Source organism: Novosphingobium sp. GV079 (assembly GCF_003058045.1).
Taxonomy (GTDB): domain Bacteria; phylum Pseudomonadota; class Alphaproteobacteria; order Sphingomonadales; family Sphingomonadaceae; genus Novosphingobium; species Novosphingobium capsulatum.
The window spans coordinates 26,394-48,623 of sequence record NZ_QBUE01000008.1; the positions used below are offsets into that span (position 1 = coordinate 26,394).

Below are 22,230 nucleotides of genomic sequence, written 5' to 3' on the forward strand. Positions count from 1 at the left end.
GCCGCTAGGACAGGGGCCATGGCCGATTTCCTTGTCCTGGCGGCACTGGCGTGCTGGCTGTTCTTCGTATTCTGCGTGTGGCGGGCGCTGTGCCTGTTCGGCACCTGGTGCCCTGCGCCGGCAATGGTCTGGCGCAGCGACTATAGCGAGGGCCAGCAGTCCGAGGATTTCTGGTCTTTGGGGATGACGATGTTCACCTCGCGCGGATGGAACTGGCGCGATGGCGACGATACCCGCTATATCGAGGACGAAATCCGCTTTCGCGACCAGGACGGGATCGAGCGGCGCGCCCTGGTGCATCGCTGGGTCCACCGCGGGTGGAAGCCAGCGGGCGCCTATACCGTGTGGTATGATCCGGCCGATCCCACGCGCGCCACTGTGCTCGGCCCGTTCACATGGGGCGCCTGGGGCCTGCTTTCGCTGGTGCTGCTGTTCGTGGTGGTGCAGATGATCAGGACGATCGGCCTGCCGCCGATGCTGGCGGGCCTGTTGGGCTAGCCCTTCTGCGTTAGGCGCTTGGGCTAGCCGGGTGCGCCCCTATCTGCCATAGGCGGCGGCGTGACTGCCGTTATGCCCGATCTTTCGCCCGATCTTGATGCCGCGCGCCAGCGCCTGGCGCAGGTGTTCGGCTTTTCCGGCTTTCGCGGGGTGCAGGACCAGGTGGTGGGCCGCGTGCTGGGCGGGCGATCCACCCTGGCGGTCATGCCCACCGGGGCGGGCAAGTCGCTTACCTATCAATTGCCGGCGGTGATGCTGCCGGGCACCTGCGTGGTGGTTTCGCCGCTGATCGCGCTGATGCACGACCAGCTGCGCTCGGCCACGGCCAACGGCATCCGCGCCGCCGCGCTGACCAGCGTGGACACCGACCGCGAATGGACGATCGAGCGGTTCCGCAATGGCGAGCTCGACCTGCTCTATGTCGCGCCCGAACGCGCCAGCCAGTCCCATTTCCGCGAGCTGCTGGGCAAGGCGCCGCTCGCGCTGTTCGCGATAGACGAGGCGCACTGCGTTTCGGAATGGGGCCACGATTTCCGCCCCGATTACCGCCTGCTGCGCCCGATGATGGACGCGTTTCCCGATGTGCCGCGGCTGGCGCTGACGGCCACGGCCGATCGCCACACCCGCGCCGATATCCTCGAACAGCTGGGCATTCCCCACGATGGCCTGATCGTGGCCGGGTTCGATCGCCCCAACATCCAGTATCGCATCGCCCCGCGCGACAATCCGCTGCGCCAGTTGACCCGCTTCATTGCCGAAAATCCCGGCCCCGGTGTGGTCTATGCGCCCACCCGCGCACAGGTGGAAAAGCTGGCCGAGCAATTGGGCGAGACCGGCCGCAGCGTGCTGCCCTATCACGCCGGGCTGCCGGCTGAAACGCGCGCGGCCAACCAGGAAGCTTTCGTCACCAGCGAAGACATGGTGATCGTGGCAACGGTGGCGTTTGGCATGGGCATCGACAAGCCCGACGTGCGCTTTGTCGCCCATGCCGGCCTGCCCAAGTCGATCGAGGGCTATTACCAGGAAACCGGCCGTGCCGGGCGCGACGGCGATCCCTCGGTGGCGCTGCTGCTGTGGGGGGCAGACGATTTCGCGCGCGCGCGCCAGCGCCTGGCTGAAGTGGACGAGACCCGCCGCCAGGGCGAGCGCACCCGCCTGGATGCGCTGGCTGGCCTGGTCGAAACCCCGGCCTGCCGCCGCGCCGTGCTGCTGCGCCACTTTGGCGAAGATCCGCCGGCCTCGTGCGGCAATTGCGACAATTGCCTCGATCCGCCAGGGCTGACCGATGCCACCGAGCTGGCGCAGAAGCTGCTGTCGGCAGTCTATCGCACCGGGCAAAGCTATGGCCTGGGCCACCTCGAAAAGGTGCTTACCGGCGTGGCCGATGAACGCGTGACCGCGCGCGGCCACGATCAGCTTTCGGTGTTCGGCATCGTGCCGTCCGATCAGGCGCCCTTGCTCAAGGCGCTGGCGCGTGCACTCCAGGCGCGCGGCAGCCTGTTGCCGACCGAACATGGCGGCCTGGCGCTGGGCGGCGATGCGCGTGAAATCCTCAAAGGGCAGGCGCGGGTCGACGTGGTGCTGCCCCCGCTGCGCGAACGTGGCGGCGGCCGGCGCCGGGGCAAGGCCGGCAGTGGTGCCGCGCTCAATCCCGTGGGTGATCCGCTGTTCGATGCACTGCGCGCGCTCCGCCGGGAAATCGCGCAGGAAGCCAATGTGCCGCCCTATGTGGTGTTTCACGATGCCGTGCTGCGCGAAATGGCAGCGGCGCGGCCCACGTCGCTGGCTGAGATGGCGGCGATCGGCGGCGTCGGCGCACGCAAGCGCGATGCCTATGGCGATCGCTTCCTCGCCGCAATCCGCGCGCATTTGTAGCCTTTCCGGCGGCCCGGTGGCGGGTGTGCCCCGCTTCGGCACAGCGGGCGCTGGAACCTAAATGGACGGTCAACCATTTTTCGCTAGGCTGCCTGCAATTGGTGGGGAGCCGAGTGAACGCCATGCTGACCGAAATACAAACCCGCCTGAGCCGGCACCGCACGTTGCGGCAGCGTCTGATGCTCCTGTCCGTGGCCGTTCTCGCCGCGATCCCCGCTGGTGCCCTGCTGGCGCAGTCGGCACCTGGTGGCGCTCCATTCACTGTGGTCGAAACCGGCAAGGGGTATGACCATCTGCAGGATGCGATCAATTCGCTGGGCGAGGGCGACGGCACCATCCGCATCGCGCCCGGCACCTGGCACGATTGCGGCGTGCAGCCCCATGGCAATGTGACGTATGTCGCGGCCGTCCCCGGCCAGGCGATCTTCGATGGCAAGGTGTGCGAGGAAAAGGCCGCGCTCGTCATGCGCGGGCAATCGATGCGCGTGGAAGGACTGGTGTTCCAGAACATGCGTGCGTTTGATGCCAATGGCGCGGGTATCCGGCTCGAACGCGGTGACCTGACCGTGCGCGAGGCCTGGTTCCGCGATAGCGAGCAAGGCATTCTTTCCGCCAACTTCCCCGCTGGCCACGTGGTGATCGAACAATCGACGTTTACCCGGCTCGGCCGTTGCGATCGTGGGCTGTCCTGCGCGCATTCGCTCTATTTCGGTGACGAGGCCAGCGTCGTGATCCGCCGCAGCCGCTTCGAGCAGGGCACCGGCGGCCATTACGTGAAAAGCCATGCCGGCCGCATCGAAGTGACCGATTCGAGCTTTGACGATAGCCGCGGGCACACCACCAACTACATGATCGACCTGTCGATCGGCGCCACGGGCCTGATTTCAGGCAACTGGTTCGTCCAGGGACGCGACAAGGAAAACTACAGCACGTTCATTGCCAACGCCGCAGAAGGGCATGAGCACAGCGCCGATGGCCTGACTATCACCGGCAACACCGCGCGGTTGGTGCCCGGCCTGTCGCGCCCGACGGTGTTCGTGGCAGACTGGTCTGGTGACCGGATCACCGTGGGCAACAATGCGCTTGGCCCCGGCATCGCCCGGTTCGAGCGGCGCTGACCTTGCCCTGCGGCGTCACGTTCCCTAGGTTGCCCGCGTGTTGAACCGGTTGCCCTTGCATCTGGCCGGCCGCCTGTGGGCGGCACTGCTGGTCCTGACGATTGCCCTGAGCGCCTTGGCGCCCGGGGCAGCGCCGGTTGCGCTGCGCAGTGGTTCGGCCTTTTCGGTCGATACCGTGGAAGTGGCCGTGGCCCCCGCGCGGCCGCACGTGGCCGTGGCACGCATGGTGGCGTTGCCACCCGTGCCGCTCCTGCCGACGATCGCCGTGGTGCTGCCGCTGCTGGTGGTGCCGATTCTGGCCCGCCAAGCCCAGGCGACGCCACCTGCCACCGGGCCGCCATTGCCCACTGCGCCGCTGCGCGCGCCTGGAACCCCGCGGGCCCCCCCGCACGCCTGACAAAAACCATGATCGCCCTGCGCCCTCGGTGGCGCGGGCCTGTACCGTTTTTGCCAGGATACCAGAGAAATGACCATTCAGACCCAGAGCGCCACGGCGCTCGCCCGCCGTGCGCATGTCGAAGCCCTGCTTGCCGCCTATCCCGATGTCACGCCCGAGGAACACGGCATGCTCGTCCACTACTTCAAGCGCGAGGCCAATGCCCTCGATGTGGGGATGATCGCCAGTAACGACACGATCGGGCGCGGCTATGCCCGCTTTCGCGCCGATCACCTCGATCGCTTTACGCTGGCCGATCTGGCCAAGGGCATTGCCGGTACCGCGGTGTTTGTGTTGTGCGTTGGGCTGGTGATGTTCCGCGCGTTTTGACCAATACGAAAAGCCCCCTCTTCTTCAGAGGAGGGGGTTGGGGGTGGTGGAAACCCAGCCCAACGAGACGTTACTTCAGCAAGTGCCCGGTGCGATCGCGCTTGGTTTCGAGATAGCGCGCGTTGTGCGGGTTGGCCGGCAACTGGTGGGCGACCCGTTCCAGCACGGTTACGCCCAGCGCTTCAAGCGCCGCGACCTTGGCCGGGTTGTTGGTCATCAGGCGGATCTGCCGTGCCCCGATCAGGTCCAGCATCCGCGCCGCCACCGGAAAATCGCGTGCTTCAGAAGGCAGGCCCAGGCGTTCGTTGGCATCGACCGTGTCAAAGCCCTGGTCCTGCAACTGATAGGCGCGCAGCTTGTTGATCAGGCCGATGCCGCGGCCTTCCTGGCGCAGGTAGAGTAGGACGCCCCAGCCACCCTGCGCCTGCGTCGTTTCGGCGGCCATCCGTGCCAGGGCGGCCTGCAATTGCGGGCCGCAATCGCATTTCAGGCTGCCAAGGATATCACCGGTCAGGCATTCGCTGTGCAGCCGCACCAGCGGCGGCACAGCATTGTCCTGTTGCCCCACGATCAAGGCGACATGCTCGCGCAGATCGTCACGGGCGCGAAAGGCGATGATCTCTGCTTCTTCGCAGGCATCGACCGGCAGGCGCGCGCGGGCCTGGATCGTGAGATTGAGCGGGTCCTTGAATTGCGCCAGATCGGTCGCGGCCACGGTTTCGGCCACGTCGATCCCGCTGCCGACCAGGAACGCGGGTAGGATGCCGGCGAGCCGCGCCAGTTCCATCGCGGCTTCGGCGCCGGCCAGCGACGCGATCGGGCTGGCGCGAAATGGCCCGCGCAACGGGCTGGCGAGATCGTGCGCCGGATCAGCCAGATCGCGTGCGTTCGCGAGTGTGAACGGTTCGGCTGCGTGAATCAGCACCGGCGCATGGGGCACGGCGGCGTGACGCTGGTTCGCCAGCTTGAGCGTGGCGGCGCGTGCTGCCGAAATCAGCATCTGCGCGGCATAGAGCCCGGGCTGGGCAAAGCCGGTTTCGGCCGGCAGCAGATCCAGCGCGCCGGCCGCATCCGTTACGCGGATCGCCCAGCCGTGGCGCAGGGCATCAAGCGCCCGTGCCACCCGGCGCGTCGCAGCCGCCGGCGTGGTCAAAGAGCAAACTCGGTGATCAGCGGCACGTGGTCGGAAGGCTGCTCCCAGCGCCGGGTTTCCTCGACAAAGCGATGCGAGAGCGATTGCGGCGCCAGGTCTGGCGAGGCCCACATGTGGTCGAGCCGGCGGCCCTGGTCCTTTTGCCGCCAATAGGAGCGATAGGACCACCACGAATAGTTGCGTTCCGGCGCGGGAATGTGCTTGCGGCCCAGGTCTACCCAGCCATGGGCATCGGCAAAGCGCTGCAGCGTTTCCACCTCGATCGGCGTGTGGCTCACCACCTTGAGCAGCGCCTTGTGGTCGTAGACATCCTGCGGCAGCGGGGCGATGTTGAAATCACCGACGATCAGCGTGGGGCGATCGATCTTGTCGGCCCAGCGCGTCATCCGCTCCAGGAAATCGAGCTTCTGGCCGAACTTGGGATTGAGCGCGCGGTCGGCGATATCGCCACCGGCCGGGATATAGACGTTTTCCAGAATCAGGCCCTGGCCGGCGCCGAGCAGTTCCACGCCGACATGGCGCGCCTCGCCATTGTCCTGCCAATCGTGCCGGCTGAACTCGCGCAGCGGCAGGCGGCTGACCGTGGCCACGCCGTGATAGCCCTTCTGTCCGTGGATCGCGCGATGGGTATAGCCCAGGCTTTCGAACACCTCGTGTGGGAACAGGTGCTCTGCCACCTTGATCTCTTGCAGGCACAGCACATCGGGCTGTTCCGCTTCCAGAAAACGCACGACCTGATCGGCGCGCAGGCGGACGGAATTGATATTCCAGGTGGCGATCGAAACCATGGCAGCGCTTTACGATCGCCCGCCCACCCCGGCAAGGCGGATAAACATCCCCTGGTCCAAGGGGTTTTTTGTGGCGTTGCGGGGATGGCCGGGCGAGCGAGAATGGCGCCCGGCGAGAACCGGCGCGCAGCGACCTTCAAAGGTCGTGAGCACCGGAAGCGCAGCCGGGTGCCGTTCGCAGCCGCCCGGACGCCCCGCAACACCACAAAAAAGGAAAACCCTCGGACCGGGGGCAATGGTCCGAGGGTTCCATGTGCGTTCGTCACGCGGTCGACGAGAGGTTGAAGTCAGACCGGGCAACAGGGGGGAAACCCGTCTTGTCCGTCTCGTCTGAAACCGTTCTAGGGGCGGGCCGCTTGCTGCCCGATGAACGGAAGGGTCTGGTTGTTCGCAAAGTGTCGCAGAGGGTCTGGTAACGATGATGAACCGTTCGCCCACTGCGGCCAGCGGGTGAATCAATGGCGGATTTGCGGGCGCGGGTCGTTGAAGCGGAAGGTGTTGGCCGGGACCGGCACGCCATATTGCTGGTTCGACAGGCGAATCGTGGTGCGCTGGTTCTGCGAATCGAGCGCCACCCAGCTATCGAGCTGCAGCCCGCCCGGCGCGCCGGGCTTGCGGACCATGATCATGGTCATCGTGCCATATTCGGGATGACGCGGATCCTTGATTTCCAGGCTGACAACGTCGGGGTTGGTGGTGGGCAGCAGGCGGGCATAGCGCGCCACGTCCTTGTCCGGGTTGAGCAGCGCGCCCAGCGGGCTGTTGCGAATCGGCCAGCGCGACACCTGCCGCACTTCATAGTCGATCACGGTCAGCGCGGCGCCATCGGATACGATCAGTAGCGGCACGCCCGGCTGGTACTGAAAGCGGATCTTGCCGGGGCGCTGCAGCGTGACCGTGCCGGTCAGACGCTGGCCGTTGCGATCGGTCTGCACGAAATCGGCGCGCATCGTCGAAATCGCGCGCAGTGCGGCAACAGCGCGGTCGACATCGTTGGCAGGGGCTGCTGCCGGCGCAGCGGGGGCGGCCAGCGCGGTGGGCACGCCCGGCGAAACGAAAAGTGCGGCAGCCAGGCCGGCAATCGGCCCGGCGCGCAGGATCTTGGTCAAGCTGTTCATCGCCACTCCTTGAGGCAGTCGCATTGAACTGCCCGTGAACCTTTCGGTTCCGAATCGCCCGTTCAGCGCCCGAAAACGCAAAAGGCCGGAGACAAGCCCCGGCCTTGTGCATGTTCTGGCAGGAAAGCCTTCAGATCACTTGATCTTGGCTTCCTTGAATTCCACGTGCTTGCGCACCACCGGATCGTACTTGCGGAAAGTCATCTTTTCGGCGGTGTTGCGCGGATTCTTCTTGGTGACATAGAAGAAGCCGGTGTCTGCGGTCGAAACCAGACGAATCTTGACGGTAGTTGGCTTTGCCATGGGCTTGTCCTAAAATCCTTCTAGGCGTCAGCGCGCCGCTTGCTCAAACAAAACGGGCGGCGCGCGCCGCCCTGACAGGGGGCCGCCATTGCGGGAGGCGGCCGTGAAAGTCAAGCCTTGTAGAAAGGAAACGGGGCGCCAAGGCTGATGCCTGGCGCCCCGAAATCCTTTGTCCGCGGGAGATCAGTGGGCCTTTTCGGCCTTTTCCGCGTTTTCCTTGATCGCCGAAGCTTCGTCCTTGCCTTCGGCGCGGACGGCATCGGCCTTGCTGTTCATCTTGTCAGCGGCAGCGCCGGTAGCGTCGGCGGCCTGCGAATCGATGGCGTCGGCAGCAGCGTCCGACTGGGCAGCAACGGCGTCAGCCGTCTTGTCGGCAGCCTTTTCCTGCTTGCTTTCGCACGCAGCGAGGCTGAGGCCGAGCGCAGCGACGGGCAGAACGAGGGCGTACTTGGCGAACTTCATAACGGGCTCTCCCTGTTAGTTTGGCCGGAATGGCCGGCTCAGCGCACCGAACCGCGGCGCACGAGATTGACAATGGCCAGAAGGATCAGCGCGCCGAGGAACGAAACCACCAGGCTGCCGGCCGAGATGCCGTTGGTGATGCTGCCGCCGCCGATCAGCGGGCCAAGCAGGAAGCCGCCGATCATGGCGCCGACGATGCCGACGACGATGTTCAGGAAGACGCCCTGCTGGGCATCGGTGCGCATGACGATGCTGGCAAGCCAGCCCAGAACGCCGCCAACGATCAAGAGAACGATAAGGCCCATGACGGTTTACCCCTTTGTTGTTGCCACGAGTGGCTGTCTGGGTGGGATAATTCGCCACGCGGGGGTTGGTTCCGCATTTGCGACAGAACGTTGCGTGATGCTCTTGAAGGCCGTGAAAAACCCCGCCGCCCGGGTGGGCTGCGGGGTCATCGGCATGTCATCGGCAGGGGCGGAAATGCGCGTTTTTTAGACGCCGAGCAACCACACCAGTGCGCCGGCACCGATCACGATGCGGTACCAGGCAAAGGGCGCAAAGCCGTGGCGGCCGATATAGGTGACGAAGAACTTGATCACCACCAGCGAGACGAGGAACGAGACCACGCCGCCCACGGCGATATCGCCCCAGCCCACGCTGGCCGCGCCGCTGGTCAGTTCGTGGCGATTGTCCCACAGCTGCTTGGCCGTGGCACCGAACATCGTCGGAACGGCCAGGAAGAAGCTGAATTCTGCTGCCGTCTTGCGGTTGATGCCCATGGACAAGGCACCCATGATGGTGGACGCCGAACGCGACATGCCCGGGATCATGGCCAGGCACTGCATCACCCCCACGGCCAGCGCCTTGGGTAGCGGCAGCTTGCTGACCGGCTGGTATTCGCCCTGCCGCGAGAGCCGCTCGATCACCAGGATCAGCACGCCACCCACGACCAGCGCGGCGGCCACCACCGCCGGGGTTTCCATCAGCATGTCGATCTTTTTCTTGAGCAAAACGCCCAGGATCGCCGAGGGAATGAACGCCACCAGCACGTTGCGCACGAAGTGCAGCGAATCGGGATCGGCCCGCAGCGCCCCCTTGGCGACATCGACGAACGTGCGCCAATAGAGCACCACCACCGCCAGGATCGCCGGCAGCTGGATCACCACGTTGAACACTTCCCATTCCTTGGCATTGAAGCCGAGGAGTTCGGTGGCGAGGATCAGGTGCCCGGTGGAGGAAACGGGAAGGAACTCGGTGAGGCCTTCGACGATGCCGAGAATGACGGCGGTAATGGTGTGGCTGTCCATGGGCACCCGACTTGCCGCAGTGCAGCACTGCTTTCAAGCCGTTCCATGCATTGCCCACATGGCAAATCGGTAACCTTGGCGCCGGCAGCGGCACGGAAGAGCCGTGGCGCTGGCGCTCAGACCCCTTCGAACTGCATGCGGGCAAGCCGGGCATAGAGCCCGTCGGCGGCGATCAGGCTGGCGTGGTTGCCTTGTTCCACGATCCTGCCGCCATCCATCACCACGATGCGATCGGCCGCGCGCACGGTGGCAAGGCGGTGGGCGATGACCAGCGTGGTGCGCCCCTGCATCAGGTGATCGAGCGCATCCTGCACCAGGCGTTCGCTTTCGGCGTCAAGCGCGCTGGTCGCTTCGTCGAGCAGCAGGATCGGCGCATCGCGCAGCAGGGCGCGGGCAATGGCCATTCGCTGGCGCTGCCCGCCCGACAGGCGCGCGCCGCTTTCGCCCAGGAAGGTGTCGAGCCCCTCGGGCAGGGCTTTCAGAAATTCCTCGGCATTGGCGGCGCGGGCGGCTGCCCAGATCGCCTCGTCGGTGGCGTCCCACGCGCCATAGCGCAGGTTGTCGCGCGCACTCGCGGCAAACAGCACTGCTTCCTGCGGCACCAGGGCCATGCGCGCGCGGATTTCCGAAGGATCGGCCTGGGGCAGCGGCACGCCATCGATGCGCACCACGCCGCCCTGCGGATCGTAAAACCGCTGCGCCAGCAGGAACAGCGTGGATTTGCCAGCGCCCGAGGGACCGACGATCGCCACTGTTTCACCCGGCTCCACCGTCAGCGAGAAATCAGCCAAGGCGGAAATCTCGGGCCGGCTGGGATAGCGGAAGGCCACGTTCTGGAACGCCAGCGCGCCGCGCGGCGGGCTGGGCAGCGTGATCGGCCGCGCCGGCGGGGCGATATCGGGCTGTTCGAGCAGCAGTTCGTTGAGCCGGCCAGCCGCACCCGCGCCGCGCAACAGATCGCCATAGACCTCGGTCAGGGCACCGCACGATCCGGCGACGATGCCGCCGGTCAGCACGAAGGCGGCGATCGTGCCGCCGGTCAGCGATCCGTTGGATACGCCCAGCGCGCCCTGCCACATCAGGGCGGTAATCCCGCCCATGACCAGGAAGATCACCACCGCCGTCATGATCGCGCGGATCAGGATGCGGCGGCGCGCGGTATCGAAGGTGCGCTCCACCGCCCCGGCAAAGCGCGCGCGTTCGCGCCCTTCCTGGCCGAATGATTGCACGATGCGGATCGCGCCCAGCACTTCGGCGGTCATCGCGCCGATATCGGCGACGCGATCCTGGCTCGATCGCGAAACCTTGCGCAGGCGGCTGCCGAACCAGGCGATCGGAAAGATCACCACCGGAATGCCGATGACCAGCCCGGCGGTCAGCTTGGGCGCCAGGAAGAACAGGTAGATCAGCCCGCCCAGCGCGGTGATGGTGTTGCGCAGCGCGATTGAAACGGTAGTGCCCACAACCTGCTCGATGATCGCCGTGTCCGACGTCATCCGTGAAGAGATTTCCTTGGGGCTGTTCGTCTCGAAAAAGGCCGGCGGCAGGCGCAGCAGATTGGATTGCACACGGGCGCGGATATCGGCCACGACCCGCTCGCCCAGCCACGATACGTAGTAAAAGCGGATGGCGGTGGCAAAACCGAGCACCACCACGATCAGCAGCAGGGTGTGGAACGCCTGGTCGATCACGCCGGGTTGGGCGTGGGGGCCAAAGGCCTGGTCGACGATGCCCTTGAAGCGGGCGGGAATGGCAATGGTCGCGGTCGAGGTGGTGACCAGCGCGATCAGCGCGGCGGCGACCTGGCCAGGATATTTGATCGCCTCGCGCCAGATCATGCGCAGCGGGGTGAGGCGGCGCGGCGCGGGCGGCACGGTGAGGGTTTCATCCGCGTCCGCCGGCGCGCTTGGGGCCGATGCGGGCGCCTGCCCAACGGCAGGGTTGGAGCCGGGGGCGGGCATGTCCGGCGCGGGCCGTTCCTGGGGAACCTCTTCCATGGGGCGGACCTAGCCGATGGCGCGCCAGACCGGAAGGGGCCTTGCGTGCACCAGGCCATGTTCCCATCTGTTGTGGACTGATTACCGCGCGCCCTGTCCATGATGCTGCATTGCAGCCAGCGCGATTCGCAGGCACTATCGCGGCAAGGGACGCATGATTGCCGCGCTGCGCCACGCCATGCCGGCGGGCTGCGCGCGGCGGGCAGCGGATAGAAAGGCAAGTATCCACGTGCTGTACAAGGCTTATGAAATCCAGCGGTCGCTGATGAATGCGAGCAGTGCCTGGGCCTCGATGATGGCCGACATGCTCAATGATCCGCGGCTGCCCTTTTCCGCCTATGGCCCCAACCAGACCATGGCTTCCGCGCTCGACGTGTTTGCTCACGCCACCGCGCCGCGGGGCAAGCCGGCGTTCGGGATCCGCACCATCCAGGTCGATGGGCAGGTGCACGCGGTGCACGAAACCACCGTGGTGCATCGCCCGTTCGGCGATCTCAAACGCTTTACCCATGATGGCCTCGGCGCCGATGCGCCGCGGTTGCTGCTGGTGGCGCCGATGAGCGGGCACTATGCCACGCTGCTGCGCGGGACGGTGGAACGCCTGCTGGAGCGGGCCGAGGTCTACATCACCGACTGGGCCGACGCCAAATACGTGCCGCTGGCCGAAGGACACTTCAATCTCGACGACTACATCGACTATCTTATCGGCTTTCTCGAGCATATCGGCCCGGGCACGCACATGATGGCGGTGTGCCAGCCTTCGGTGCCGGCCTTTGCCGCCACCGCGGTGCTGGCCGCGCAGAAGCATCCCTGCCGCCCGCTGACGCTAACGATGATGGGCGGCCCGATCGACACGCGCGAAAGCCCCACGGCGGTCAACGATCATGCTGTGACCAAGCCTTACGTCTGGTTCAAGCACAACGTCATCACCACCGTGCCGGAAAACTATCCCGGCGCCGGGCGACAGGTCTATCCCGGCTTCGTCCAGCTCACCAGCTTCATGTCGATGAACCTGGGCAGCCATATGATGAGCCATTACAAGCTGTTCCAGCACATGGTGCAGGGCGCGGAAGAAAGCGCCGAGGCGACCAAGACGTTCTACGATGAATATCGCTCGGTCTGCGATCTGCCGGCCGAATTCTATCTCCAGACGGTGGACGTGGTGTTTCAGCGCCACGCCCTGCCGCAGGGCGAATTCATCCATCGCGGCCAGCCGGTTGACCTGGGCGCGATCACCGACACTGCGATCCTGTGCATCGAAGGCGAGCGCGACGATATTTCCGGCATCGGCCAGACCCGCGCCGCGCTCAAGGTTACGCCCAACCTGCCGGCCGACATGAAGCAGTACCTGCTGGCGCCCGAAGTGGGCCACTATGGCATTTTCAACGGCTCGCGCTGGCGCAAGACCATTGCCCCGGTGATCGAGACATGGATGGCCCGCTATGCCACGCGCGACAATGCCGCAGATGGCAAGCCGCGCCGCGGAAACAAGCTGGCTGCGGTGAGCTAAGATACGGCGGCCGTTCCCCGCCCGGCGCCTCAGGCCTGTGCAGGGATCGCCCGGCGCTGTACGAACGGCACCGGTGCGGCCCGTCGCACCCGGCCGATATAGGCCGATAGCCCGCATTGCAGCCCCACCAGCATGTAGCAGAACGGCTGGAACGCGATGCCGACGAAGGTGGAGCCGACGAGGTAGCAGATCTGCGCCTGTTGCAGGGCATCGGCCAGCGGCGAAACCCAGGCAAATCCTTCCGGCGGGTCCTTGCGATAGCGCCGCCGGATCAGTTCCATCTGGAACACGCCCATCAGGTGCAGCAGCAGCCACAGGGCAAGGCCGGGATAGCCCTGCTCGCCCAGCATCTCGAAATAGGCCGAGTGATAGGCGCGGCCCTTTTCCTCGATATGGTCGGTCTCGATCGCGGCGTTGTTGGCGCCGGCATAGTCGGCCTTGACCGTGTCATAGCTCACGCTGTTCTGGCGAAACGCGTCGAAGCCGCCGCCGAACGGGTGGGTCTTGGCAAATTCGATCGTCCATTTCCACACCGCCACGCGGGTGGAGGCAGACTGGTCGGCCTGGTGATTCTTGATCGTGCCCATGCGCTCGGTAAAGCTGGAGGGCAGCAGCGGCACCGCGATCAGCGCTCCGGCACAGACGATGCTGATATAGAGCATGCGCCGCCGTGTGGAGCGCAGCATCATCACCGCCAGCACCGCCGCACAGATCAACCCGGTGCGCGCCTGGGTGCCCACCGGCATGAGCAGGCAGGAAAAGCAGATGCCGGCGGCAAACAGCTTGGCCTTCCAGTCCGGCTTGAAGATCGTGCCGTGGTTGGCCAGCCATAGCGCCAGGGGAATGACGCACATCGCCACCGTGGAAATGATCGAGCCTTCGTAAAGGCCGGTATTGTCGTTCACCAGCAGACGCAGTTCGCCATAGCCGCCGCCCGAGCTGAGCGTTTTGATCCCGCCGCCAATGACGATCACGCCCACCGAGAGCACCATGGTCAGTGTCAGCGCCTCGATGCGCAGGCGGGTTCGCAGGGTCAGCGGCAGGAACAGCGCGAAGATCAGCGCTTTCCACACCCAGTCCCACTTCGCCGCCGCCTCTACCGGGAAATCGGCGGTGCGGGTGGTGAGGCCGCAATAGACTAGCAGCAGGAGCAGCACGAACTGGCGCGGCGAGATGCGTATGCCGTTCTTGTCTTCGGCCACGATCCAGCCCAGCAGGGCGCAGGAAAACGCGATCAGCGAGATCGGGATGTGCGTAAGGAAGCCCCAGCTGACCTTCTGCGGCGCGACGATATCGATATAGGCATAGGCCATCACGAACAGGAACGGCCGCTTGAGCCCGGCGCCCAGGAACGCCAGGCAGAATGCCGTGAAGAACAGGTCAAGCATCGCGCCCGGTCCTGTCGGGGTTGTTTGCGTTGGCCTGGGCACCGTCGCTATCGGGGCGCGGGGTGGCGCGCCGCCCCATCAGCGGCTGGCGGCGATTGGGCAGGGCGGGGTCATCGTCCAGATCGGCGCGGTGGACGAGCTTCCAGATCATCAGCGCCATCAGGATATGCGGCACGAAGATGGTAATCTTGTCGATCATCGTGGTGCGCCGCCTGCCATAGCCGCCGGGAATAGTGCCGCAGGGTTGACGCCGCGTTAAGCGAAGAATTTGCAGCGCGTTAAGGCTTGCTGTGCCAAGCATCGGGGATGGCCCGGATTCTCCACGTCCTCGATCACTCCCTGCCGCTGCATAGCGGCTATACCTTTCGCACACGCGCGATCCTCAAGGCGCAGGAAGGCCATGGGCTGGAAGTGCGCGGGCTGACCGGCTTGCGCCACGGTGTCTCCCCGACTGAACCCCGGCCCGAATTGGCGCCGGGCAGCGCGCTCGGCGATGACCTGGAAATCCATGACGGCCTTCGCTTTCACCGCACCCCCGGCGTGGCCTCTGGCCCGCCGGGCCTGCGCGAGTGGCGCGAGGCCGGGGCGCTGGCGGATCGCATCGTCGACCTGGCGCGCCAGTGGCGGCCCGATGTCTTGCATGCCCACAGCCCGGCGCTGTGCGGGCTGGCCGCGGTGCGCGCCGGCCGCCGCCTGGGGCTGCCGGTGGTCTATGAAATCCGCGCGTTCTGGGAAGACGCTGCCGTGGGCAACGGCACCGGGCGCGAGGGATCGGCGCGCTATTGGCTCACCCGGCAACTGGAAAACCGCGTCGTGGCGGGCGCCGATGCCGTCGTCACCATCTGCCAGGGCCTGAAGGATGATCTGGTGGCACGCGGCGTGGCCCCGGCCAAGATCACGATCATGCCAAACGGCGTCGACCTCGCTCTGTTCGGCACGCCGCCTGCTCCCGATGCCGCCTTGCGCGCGCAGCTCGGGCTGGGGGAAGGGCCGGTGATCGGCTTCCTTGGCAGCTTCTACCCCTATGAAGGGCTCGACGACATGATCGCTGCCATGCCGGCGATCGTTGCCGCAGTGCCCGGCGCGCGGCTGTTGCTGGTGGGCGGCGGGCCGGCGGCGGAGGCCCTGCGCGCCCAGGCTGCGGCCAGCCCGGCTGCCCATGCCATCCATTTCGTCGGCCGCGTGCCCCACCACGAGGTGGACCGCTATTACGCGCTGGCCGACGTGGTGTGCTATCCGCGCAAGGCCATGCGCCTGACCGACCTGGTTACGCCATTGAAGCCGCTGGAGGCGATGGCCCAGGGCAAGCTGGTGGCGGCGAGCAATGTGGGTGGGCATCGCGAACTGATCGCGGATGGGCAGACCGGCACGCTGTTTGCGCCCGACGATCCGGCCGCGCTGGCCCAGGCCATGGTCGCGCTGTTTGCCCGCCGCGCGCAGTGGGACGCGCAGCGCGTCGTGGCCCGCCGCTTTGTCGAAACCGCGCACGATTGGGCCGCCAACGCGGCGCGTTATCTTCCCGTTTACCAAGGCCTGATAGCCCAAGGGCTAGACACGCCTGGCCTGGCTGCCTGAATTGTCAGGATATTGGCCTTGGCGCAGGCTTGCGCAAAGACCGATTCGCGCCGGTTCGATGCGCAGGTGGTTGTACAAACGGGGGTAAGCACAGGTGACCAAGACCAAGCGCAAGGCCAAGGCCAAGCCGATCACCGCCCATCGCCTGTTTCCCGCCCTTGCCGCGCTGTGGTTTGCCGCGCTGTTCGGTCTTGCCAGCTTTGCCGTTCCGGTCGAACTGCTGCAGCGCGTGGTCGTTGCCAGCGGCCTGCCCCATCTTGTGGCGGCTGCCGCGCCGCCGCTCGGCTTTACCGCGCGCGCCCTGGTGGCACTGCTGCTGACCGGGCTGGGCGGCGTCATCGGCCTGGCGCTGGGCCTGCGCCTGGGCGCCCGCCACCGCGTAGCGATCGATCCCGCCACCTGGGCCGAAGTGCAGGATGAAGCGCCGGTCGCGCCCCGGGTGCGGGCGCGCGATGCCCACCCCGACGCCCCGCCGCGCCGCCCCCTGGTGGTGAGCGCGGACATGATCGATGAATCCGAAACCGCGATCCTGATCGATGAGCCCGCCAGCACGCTGCCGCGCCTGCGCCCCCTGGCGGCCGATGATGCGCTGTCGGCCGAGCTGGCCCCGGCGGCCTTCGATCCCTTTGCGATCTACGAGAACGAGGAAGAACCGGCCGACCTGTTCGTGCCGCCCGCGTTCCTGACGGTAGCCCGCGAGCAAGCGGCGCCCCGCGAAGAAGCCGTGGAAGCGCCGACTGAAATGCCGATCGTCGCTGAGGCAGAGGCGGACGCCGTGCCTGCGGCAGAACCTGAAGTCGAAACGGCAGCCGCAGCTGAAGCCGAAGCCGAAGCCGAAGCCGAAGCGCAGGCAGAACCGGATGCTGTGAAAGCAGCGGACGTTGCAGCGCACGATCCCGCCCCGGTGGTGGTGGCATCGCCCGCGCTGACGCCGTCGCTCTTTGCCAAGGCGCGTGACGCGATGGGGGAAAGCGGGCCTTCGCCAGTCGCCCAGGCCGATCTCGATGGCCTCGGGCTGGTGCAACTGGTCGAGCGGCTGGCGCTGGCGATTGCCGACCACCGCCGCGCGCTCGACAGCGTCGCCGACGATCTGGCCGGGCTGGACGGCCGCGACGTGCGCGCCATGCCGCGCCCGTCGCGCCTCGGTGCGGCAGATGCTGACAGCACCGACCGGGGCCAGCCCGAAGGCGCGGTACGCGAAGAACGCTATTCCTCGCTGCTCGACATGGCCGCGGCCGTGCGGCGGAGCGATCCGGCGCGCCATTTCCTCTCTGGCCGCGGTGCTGCATCGCCGCAGCCGGTTGTGATCTTCCCCGGCCAGGGCCGCGCCCAGCGTCCGGACGGTGATGAGGTGGCGAGCGCTGCTCCGGCGCCGTTCGAGCGGCCCTATCTGGCTGCCGTTCCCACCCGTTTTCAAGCGGTTGAGGACGAGGCCGAGGATGCCCCGCGCGATGCCGCCAGCACCGAACAGGCCCTGCGCGATGCACTCGCCACGCTGCAACGGATGACTGCCCAACGCTGATGCTGTGATCGCATCGCCCTGCTGCGCTGCGACATTTCGGCATCGCATCCGTATTTCCCTGCACGGTTTCCCGTTTGGGTGGTCCTGACCGGTTGCAAAATAACTTTCCAACAGTCATGGGGGACTCTCGCGCAATTTTTGACGCATTCCGGCGTCGTGATTCGTGCGAGCTGTCTTTTTTGGGTGTAGGGACGATCAACGCGATGGGATTTCCGCCGGTTCAGGGCCTGTATGATCCGCGTAACGAGCATGACGCATGTGGCATGGGCTTCATTGCCCACATCAAAGGCGTCAAAAGCCACGCGATTATTGGCCAAGCCCTGGAGATTCTCCGCAATCTCGACCACCGCGGTGCCGTGGGCGCCGATCCGCTGCTGGGCGATGGCGCCGGCCTGCTGATCCAGCTGCCCGACCAGTTGTTCCGCAAGTGGGCGGCTGGCGAAGGCAAGGAACTGCCGCAGCCGGGCGATTATGCCGTGGCGATGTGCTTCCTGCCGCAGGACGAAGCCGCACGTACGTTCGTGATCGAAAAGTTCGAGAAGTTCATCGCCAAGGAAGGCCAGGAACTGATCGGCTGGCGCGATGTGCCGACCACGCTCGATGGCCTGGGCAAGACCGTGATCGCCTCGATGCCGGTGATCCGCCAGTGCTTCATCAAGCGCGGCGAAAACTGCGCCGACCAGGACGCGTTCGAACGCAAGCTGCTGGCGATCCGCAAGCAGACGCAGAACCCGCTGGCGGCCATGGCCGAAAAGCATGGCCTGCCCGGCGTGACCGAGCTGTATATGCCCAGCTTCTCCTCGCGTACGATCGTGTACAAGGGGCTGCTGCTCGCTGGCCAGGTCGGCTCGTTCTATGACGATCTGCGCAACCCGGACTGCGTTTCGGCGCTCGGCCTGGTGCACCAGCGCTTTTCCACCAATACCTTCCCCAGCTGGAAGCTGGCGCATCCGTTCCGCTTCGTGGCGCACAACGGTGAAATCAACACCGTGCGCGGCAACGTCAACTGGATGAACGCCCGCCGCCGCACCATGGAATCCGAGCTGCTCGGCCCGGATCTCGACAAGATGTGGCCGCTGATCCCGCATGGCCAGTCCGACACGGCCAGCCTCGACAACGCGCTCGAACTGCTGGTCGCGGGTGGCTATGGCATTGCCCATGCGATGATGATGCTGATGCCCGAAGCCTGGGCCGGCAATGCGCTGATGGATGCCAAGCGCCGCGCGTTCTATGAATACCACGCCGCGCTGATGGAGCCGTGGGACGGCCCGGCAGCGGTGGCTTTCACCGACGGCCGCCAGATCGGTGCCACCCTCGATCGCAATGGCCTGCGTCCCGCGCGCTTCTCGATCACGCGTGACGATCTCGTCTGCATGGCCTCGGAAAGCGGCGTGCTGCCGTTCCGCGAGGAAGATATCGTGCGCAAGTGGCGCCTCCAGCCCGGCCGCATGCTGCTGATCGATCTGGAGCAGGGCCGCATCGTCGAGGACGACGAGCTCAAGGCCGAGCTGTCTGCCGCTGAGCCCTACGAGGAATGGCTGGGCGCGGCCCAGTACAAGCTCAAGGAACTCGAAGTGGTCGAGCCGGAAGTGGTGGCGCTGCCCGCGTCGACCGACAGCCTGCTCGATCGTCAGCAGGCGTTCGGCTATACCCAGGAAGACGTCACCAAGTTCCTGGAGCCTATGGCGGCCGTGGGTGAAGACCCGATCGGTTCGATGGGCACCGACACGCCGATTGCCGTGCTGTCCAAGCGCTCGCGCCTGCTTTACGACTATTTCAAGCAGAACTTCGCCCAGGTCACCAACCCGCCGATCGACCCGATCCGCGAGGAGCTGGTGATGAGCCTGGTCTCGATGATCGGCCCGCGCCCCAATCTGCTCGGCCACGATGCCGGCAGCCACAAGCGCCTGGAAGTGGATCAGCCGATCCTCACCAACGAGGACGTGGCCAAGATCCGCTCGGTCGAAGCCGCGCTCGATGGCGCGTTCCGCACCGCCACGATCGACACCACCTGGGACGCGGCCTCGGGCGCCGATGGCCTGGCCATGGCGATCAAGGAAATGTGCTGGGCGGCGACCGAAGCGGTGCTGGCCGACAAGAACATCCTGATCCTGTCGGACCGCGCGCAAGGCGCTGATCGCATCGCCATGCCGGCCCTGCTTGCGACCGCCGCCGTGCATCATCACCTGGTGCGCCAGGGCCTGCGCATGCAGACCGGGCTGGTCGTGGAAACCGGCGAAGCGCGTGAAGTCCATCACTTCTGCGTGCTCGCCGGCTATGGCGCCGAGGCGGTGAACCCCTATCTGGCGTTCGAAACGCTCGAGGCGATCCGCGTCGACAAGGGCCTGCCGCTCACGCCCTATGATGTTCAGAAGAACTACATCAAGGCGATCGGCAAGGGTATCCTCAAGGTCATGTCCAAGATGGGCATCTCGACCTACCAGTCCTATTGCGGCGCGCAGATCTTCGACGCCGTCGGCCTCTCGTCGGGCTTCATCGACCAATACTTCACTGGCACCGCCACCTCGATCGAGGGCGTCGGTCTCAAGGAAGTGGCCGAGGAAACCGTGCGCCGCCATGCCACGGCCTATGGCGACAACCCGATCTACAAGAAGATGCTCGACGTGGGCGGCATGTACCAGCTGCGCCTGCGCGGCGAAGAGCATGCCTGGACGGCGGGCAACATCGCCAGCCTGCAGCACGCCGTGCGCGGCAACATTCCTGAAAAGTACAAGGAATTTGCCCAGACGATCAACGACCAGTCGGAACGGATGCTCACCATCCGTGGCCTGATGGAGCTCAAGCCGGCCGAGAAGCCGCTCAGCCTCGATGAGGTCGAGCCGGCCAGCGAGATCGTCAAGCGCTTTGCCACTGGCGCGATGAGCTTCGGCTCGATCAGCCGCGAGGCGCACACCACGCTGGCGATCGCGATGAACCGCATCGGCGGCAAGTCCAACACCGGCGAGGGCGGGGAAGAACCCGATCGCTTCAAGCCGCTGGCCAACGGCGATTCGATGCGCTCGGCGATCAAGCAGGTCGCTTCGGGCCGCTTTGGCGTCACCGCCGAATACCTCGTCAATGCCGACGACATCCAGATCAAGATGGCCCAGGGCGCCAAGCCCGGTGAAGGTGGCCAGCTGCCGGGTGACAAGGTCGACAAGGTGATCGGCAAGACCCGCCACTCGACGCCGGGTGTCGGCCTGATCTCGCCGCCGCCGCACCACGACATCTATTCGATCGAAGACCTTGCCCAGCTGATTCACGATCTCAAGAACGTGAACACCAAGGCGCGCGTCTCGGTAAAGCTGGTGTCGGAAGTGGGCGTGGGCACCGTGGCTGCGGGCGTGTCGAAGGCGCGTGCCGACCATGTCACGATCTCGGGCTATGAAGGCGGGACCGGCGCTTCGCCGCTGACCTCGCTGACGCATGCCGGCAGCCCGTGGGAAATCGGCCTGGCGGAAACCCAGCAGACCCTGCTGCTCAACAACCTGCGCAGCCGCATCTGCGTGCAGGCCGACGGCGGCCTGCGCACGGGCCGCGACGTGGCGATCGCCGCGCTGCTCGGCGCCGACGAGTTCGGCTTTGCCACCGCGCCGCTGATCGCGGCCGGGTGCATCATGATGCGCAAGTGCCACCTCAACACCTGCCCAGTGGGTGTGGCCACGCAGGACCCCGTCCTGCGTGCGCGCTTCACTGGCCAGCCCGAGCATGTGATCAACTACTTCTTCTTCGTTGCCGAAGAGCTGCGGGCGATCATGGCCGAGATGGGCTTCCGCACCATTGCCGAGATGGTCGGCCGGGTCGACCGGCTCGATACCCGCAAGGTCGTCGCCAACTGGAAGGCGCAGGGCGTCGATCTTACGCGCCTGCTGCACAAGGTGGAGCCGGTGGCAGGAACCAGCCTCAACTGGACCGGCCATCAGGATCACGGCCTCGATGCCGCGCTCGACAACGATCTGATCGCGGCGGCCGCACCGGCGCTGGAAGCGGGCGAGGCGGTGCGCATCGAACGCCCGGTGATCAACGTCAACCGTACCGTGGGCGCGATGCTCTCGGGCGAAGTGGCGCGGCGCTATGGCCATGCCGGCCTGCCCGACAACACGATCAACATCGCGTTCAAGGGCGTGGCGGGCCAGTCGTTCGCCGCATTCCTCGCCCATGGTGTCACACTCGATCTGGTGGGCGATGCCAACGACTATGTCGGCAAGGGCCTGTCGGGCGGCCGGGTGATCGTGCGCCAGCCGGCGCATGTCGACCGCGAGGCCGCCGAGAACATCATCGTCGGCAACACCGTGCTCTATGGTGCGATTGCCGGGGAAGCGTTCTTCAACGGCGTGGGCGGCGAACGCTTTGCCGTGCGCAATTCGGGCGCCCTGGCGGTGGTCGAAGGCACCGGCGACCATGGCTGCGAATACATGACCGGGGGCGTCGTCGTCGTGCTAGGCAAGACCGGCCGCAACTTTGCCGCCGGGATGTCTGGCGGCGTGGCCTATGTCTATGACATGGATGGCAACTTCGCCTCGCTCGTCAACGGTGCCATGGTCGATGTCCTGCCGGTTTCGGCTGACCGCGACGAAGACGATGGGGCCGGGCGCCCGCAGCAGCGCGGGGTGGACGTCAACGACTTTGGCATGGGTGACATGCTGCGCCATGATGCCGATCGTCTGCGCGTGCTGATCGAGCGCCACCTGCTTCATACCGGGTCCAAGCGGGCCCGCGCGATCCTCGACAACTGGGATCAGGAAGTGGTGCGTTTCGTCAAGGTCATGCCGCGCGACTATGCGCGTGCGCTCCGCCAGCTTGAGGCTGAACGCCTTGAAGCCGCGTCGGTCGCTGCGGAATAAGGAATA

At 66.0% G+C, this 22,230-nt stretch carries 19 protein-coding genes; 9 read left to right on the forward strand and 10 right to left on the reverse strand.

Annotated features, from left to right (window positions below; translation table 11 throughout):
• Positions 1-18: 18 nt before the first annotated feature.
• From C8K14_RS11890 to C8K14_RS11910, 5 genes are all read left to right on the forward strand, one after another.
• A complete protein-coding gene (locus C8K14_RS11890) occupies positions 19-498 on the forward strand; it encodes a DUF3592 domain-containing protein (protein WP_022675186.1) in 480 nt (159 codons plus the stop codon).
• 72 nt (positions 499-570) lie between these two features.
• On the forward strand, positions 571-2,373 hold the full coding sequence (recQ, locus tag C8K14_RS11895; RefSeq protein ID WP_107716830.1) for a DNA helicase RecQ: 1,803 nt from the start codon (positions 571-573) through the stop codon (positions 2,371-2,373).
• A 179-nt stretch (positions 2,374-2,552) separates the two neighbouring features.
• Positions 2,553-3,491 carry a hypothetical protein gene (locus C8K14_RS11900; protein ID WP_043608310.1) on the forward strand — a complete coding sequence of 313 codons (939 nt, stop codon included), beginning with the start codon at positions 2,553-2,555 and terminating at the stop codon, positions 3,489-3,491.
• Between the two features lie 37 nt (positions 3,492-3,528).
• Positions 3,529-3,888, forward strand: coding sequence for a hypothetical protein (locus C8K14_RS11905; protein ID WP_133726801.1), 360 nt, complete (start codon positions 3,529-3,531; stop codon positions 3,886-3,888).
• Between the two features lie 69 nt (positions 3,889-3,957).
• Complete coding sequence (locus C8K14_RS11910) at positions 3,958-4,257, forward strand: hypothetical protein (protein ID WP_054132376.1); 300 nt, start codon at positions 3,958-3,960, stop codon at positions 4,255-4,257.
• A 70-nt stretch (positions 4,258-4,327) separates the two neighbouring features.
• Here C8K14_RS11910 and ribA read toward each other — a convergent pair whose 3' ends face one another.
• From ribA to C8K14_RS11950, 8 genes are all read right to left on the reverse strand, one after another.
• Complete coding sequence (gene ribA / locus C8K14_RS11915) at positions 4,328-5,410, reverse strand: GTP cyclohydrolase II (RefSeq protein ID WP_107716832.1); 1,083 nt, start codon at positions 5,408-5,410, stop codon at positions 4,328-4,330.
• Positions 5,407-6,198, reverse strand: coding sequence for an exodeoxyribonuclease III (locus C8K14_RS11920; RefSeq protein WP_054132378.1), 792 nt, complete (start codon positions 6,196-6,198; stop codon positions 5,407-5,409). The genes ribA and C8K14_RS11920 overlap by 4 nt, the downstream gene beginning before the upstream one ends.
• A gap of 455 nt (positions 6,199-6,653) precedes the next feature.
• Positions 6,654-7,316, reverse strand: coding sequence for an outer membrane lipoprotein carrier protein LolA (locus tag C8K14_RS11925; RefSeq protein ID WP_022675644.1), 663 nt, complete (start codon positions 7,314-7,316; stop codon positions 6,654-6,656).
• Between the two features lie 135 nt (positions 7,317-7,451).
• A complete protein-coding gene (gene rpmG, locus C8K14_RS11930; RefSeq protein ID WP_107716833.1) occupies positions 7,452-7,619 on the reverse strand; it encodes a 50S ribosomal protein L33 in 168 nt (55 codons plus the stop codon).
• 183 nt (positions 7,620-7,802) lie between these two features.
• A complete protein-coding gene (locus tag C8K14_RS11935; RefSeq protein ID WP_022675643.1) occupies positions 7,803-8,081 on the reverse strand; it encodes a hypothetical protein in 279 nt (92 codons plus the stop codon).
• A gap of 38 nt (positions 8,082-8,119) precedes the next feature.
• Entirely contained in the window at positions 8,120-8,386 is a 267-nt protein-coding gene (locus C8K14_RS11940; RefSeq protein ID WP_107716834.1) for a GlsB/YeaQ/YmgE family stress response membrane protein, read from the reverse strand.
• Positions 8,387-8,572: 186 nt separating this feature from the next.
• A complete protein-coding gene (locus C8K14_RS11945; protein WP_107716835.1) occupies positions 8,573-9,388 on the reverse strand; it encodes an undecaprenyl-diphosphate phosphatase in 816 nt (271 codons plus the stop codon).
• Between the two features lie 116 nt (positions 9,389-9,504).
• On the reverse strand, positions 9,505-11,385 hold the full coding sequence (locus C8K14_RS11950; protein WP_255420063.1) for an ABC transporter transmembrane domain-containing protein: 1,881 nt from the start codon (positions 11,383-11,385) through the stop codon (positions 9,505-9,507).
• 229 nt (positions 11,386-11,614) lie between these two features.
• Between C8K14_RS11950 and C8K14_RS11955 the strand changes: the two genes are divergently transcribed.
• On the forward strand, positions 11,615-12,895 hold the full coding sequence (locus C8K14_RS11955) for a polyhydroxyalkanoate depolymerase (RefSeq protein WP_199223727.1): 1,281 nt from the start codon (positions 11,615-11,617) through the stop codon (positions 12,893-12,895).
• A 29-nt stretch (positions 12,896-12,924) separates the two neighbouring features.
• Here the strand turns inward: C8K14_RS11955 and C8K14_RS11960 are convergent, their stop codons facing one another.
• Positions 12,925-14,283 carry a putative O-glycosylation ligase, exosortase A system-associated gene (locus tag C8K14_RS11960; RefSeq protein WP_022675638.1) on the reverse strand — a complete coding sequence of 453 codons (1,359 nt, stop codon included), beginning with the start codon at positions 14,281-14,283 and terminating at the stop codon, positions 12,925-12,927.
• Complete coding sequence (locus C8K14_RS11965) at positions 14,276-14,482, reverse strand: hypothetical protein (protein ID WP_107716836.1); 207 nt, start codon at positions 14,480-14,482, stop codon at positions 14,276-14,278. The genes C8K14_RS11960 and C8K14_RS11965 overlap by 8 nt, the downstream gene beginning before the upstream one ends.
• A gap of 107 nt (positions 14,483-14,589) precedes the next feature.
• Here C8K14_RS11965 and C8K14_RS11970 point away from each other — a divergent pair, with 107 nt between their 5' ends.
• From C8K14_RS11970 to gltB, 3 genes are all read left to right on the forward strand, one after another.
• The gene (locus C8K14_RS11970) at positions 14,590-15,858 is read left to right on the forward strand and encodes a TIGR04063 family PEP-CTERM/XrtA system glycosyltransferase (protein WP_107716837.1); all 1,269 of its coding nucleotides are present in this window, start codon (positions 14,590-14,592) and stop codon (positions 15,856-15,858) included.
• 94 nt (positions 15,859-15,952) lie between these two features.
• The gene (locus C8K14_RS11975; protein WP_107716838.1) at positions 15,953-17,380 is read left to right on the forward strand and encodes a hypothetical protein; all 1,428 of its coding nucleotides are present in this window, start codon (positions 15,953-15,955) and stop codon (positions 17,378-17,380) included.
• Between the two features lie 203 nt (positions 17,381-17,583).
• Complete coding sequence (gltB, locus tag C8K14_RS11980; RefSeq protein ID WP_107716839.1) at positions 17,584-22,224, forward strand: glutamate synthase large subunit; 4,641 nt, start codon at positions 17,584-17,586, stop codon at positions 22,222-22,224.
• Positions 22,225-22,230: the final 6 nt, after the last annotated feature.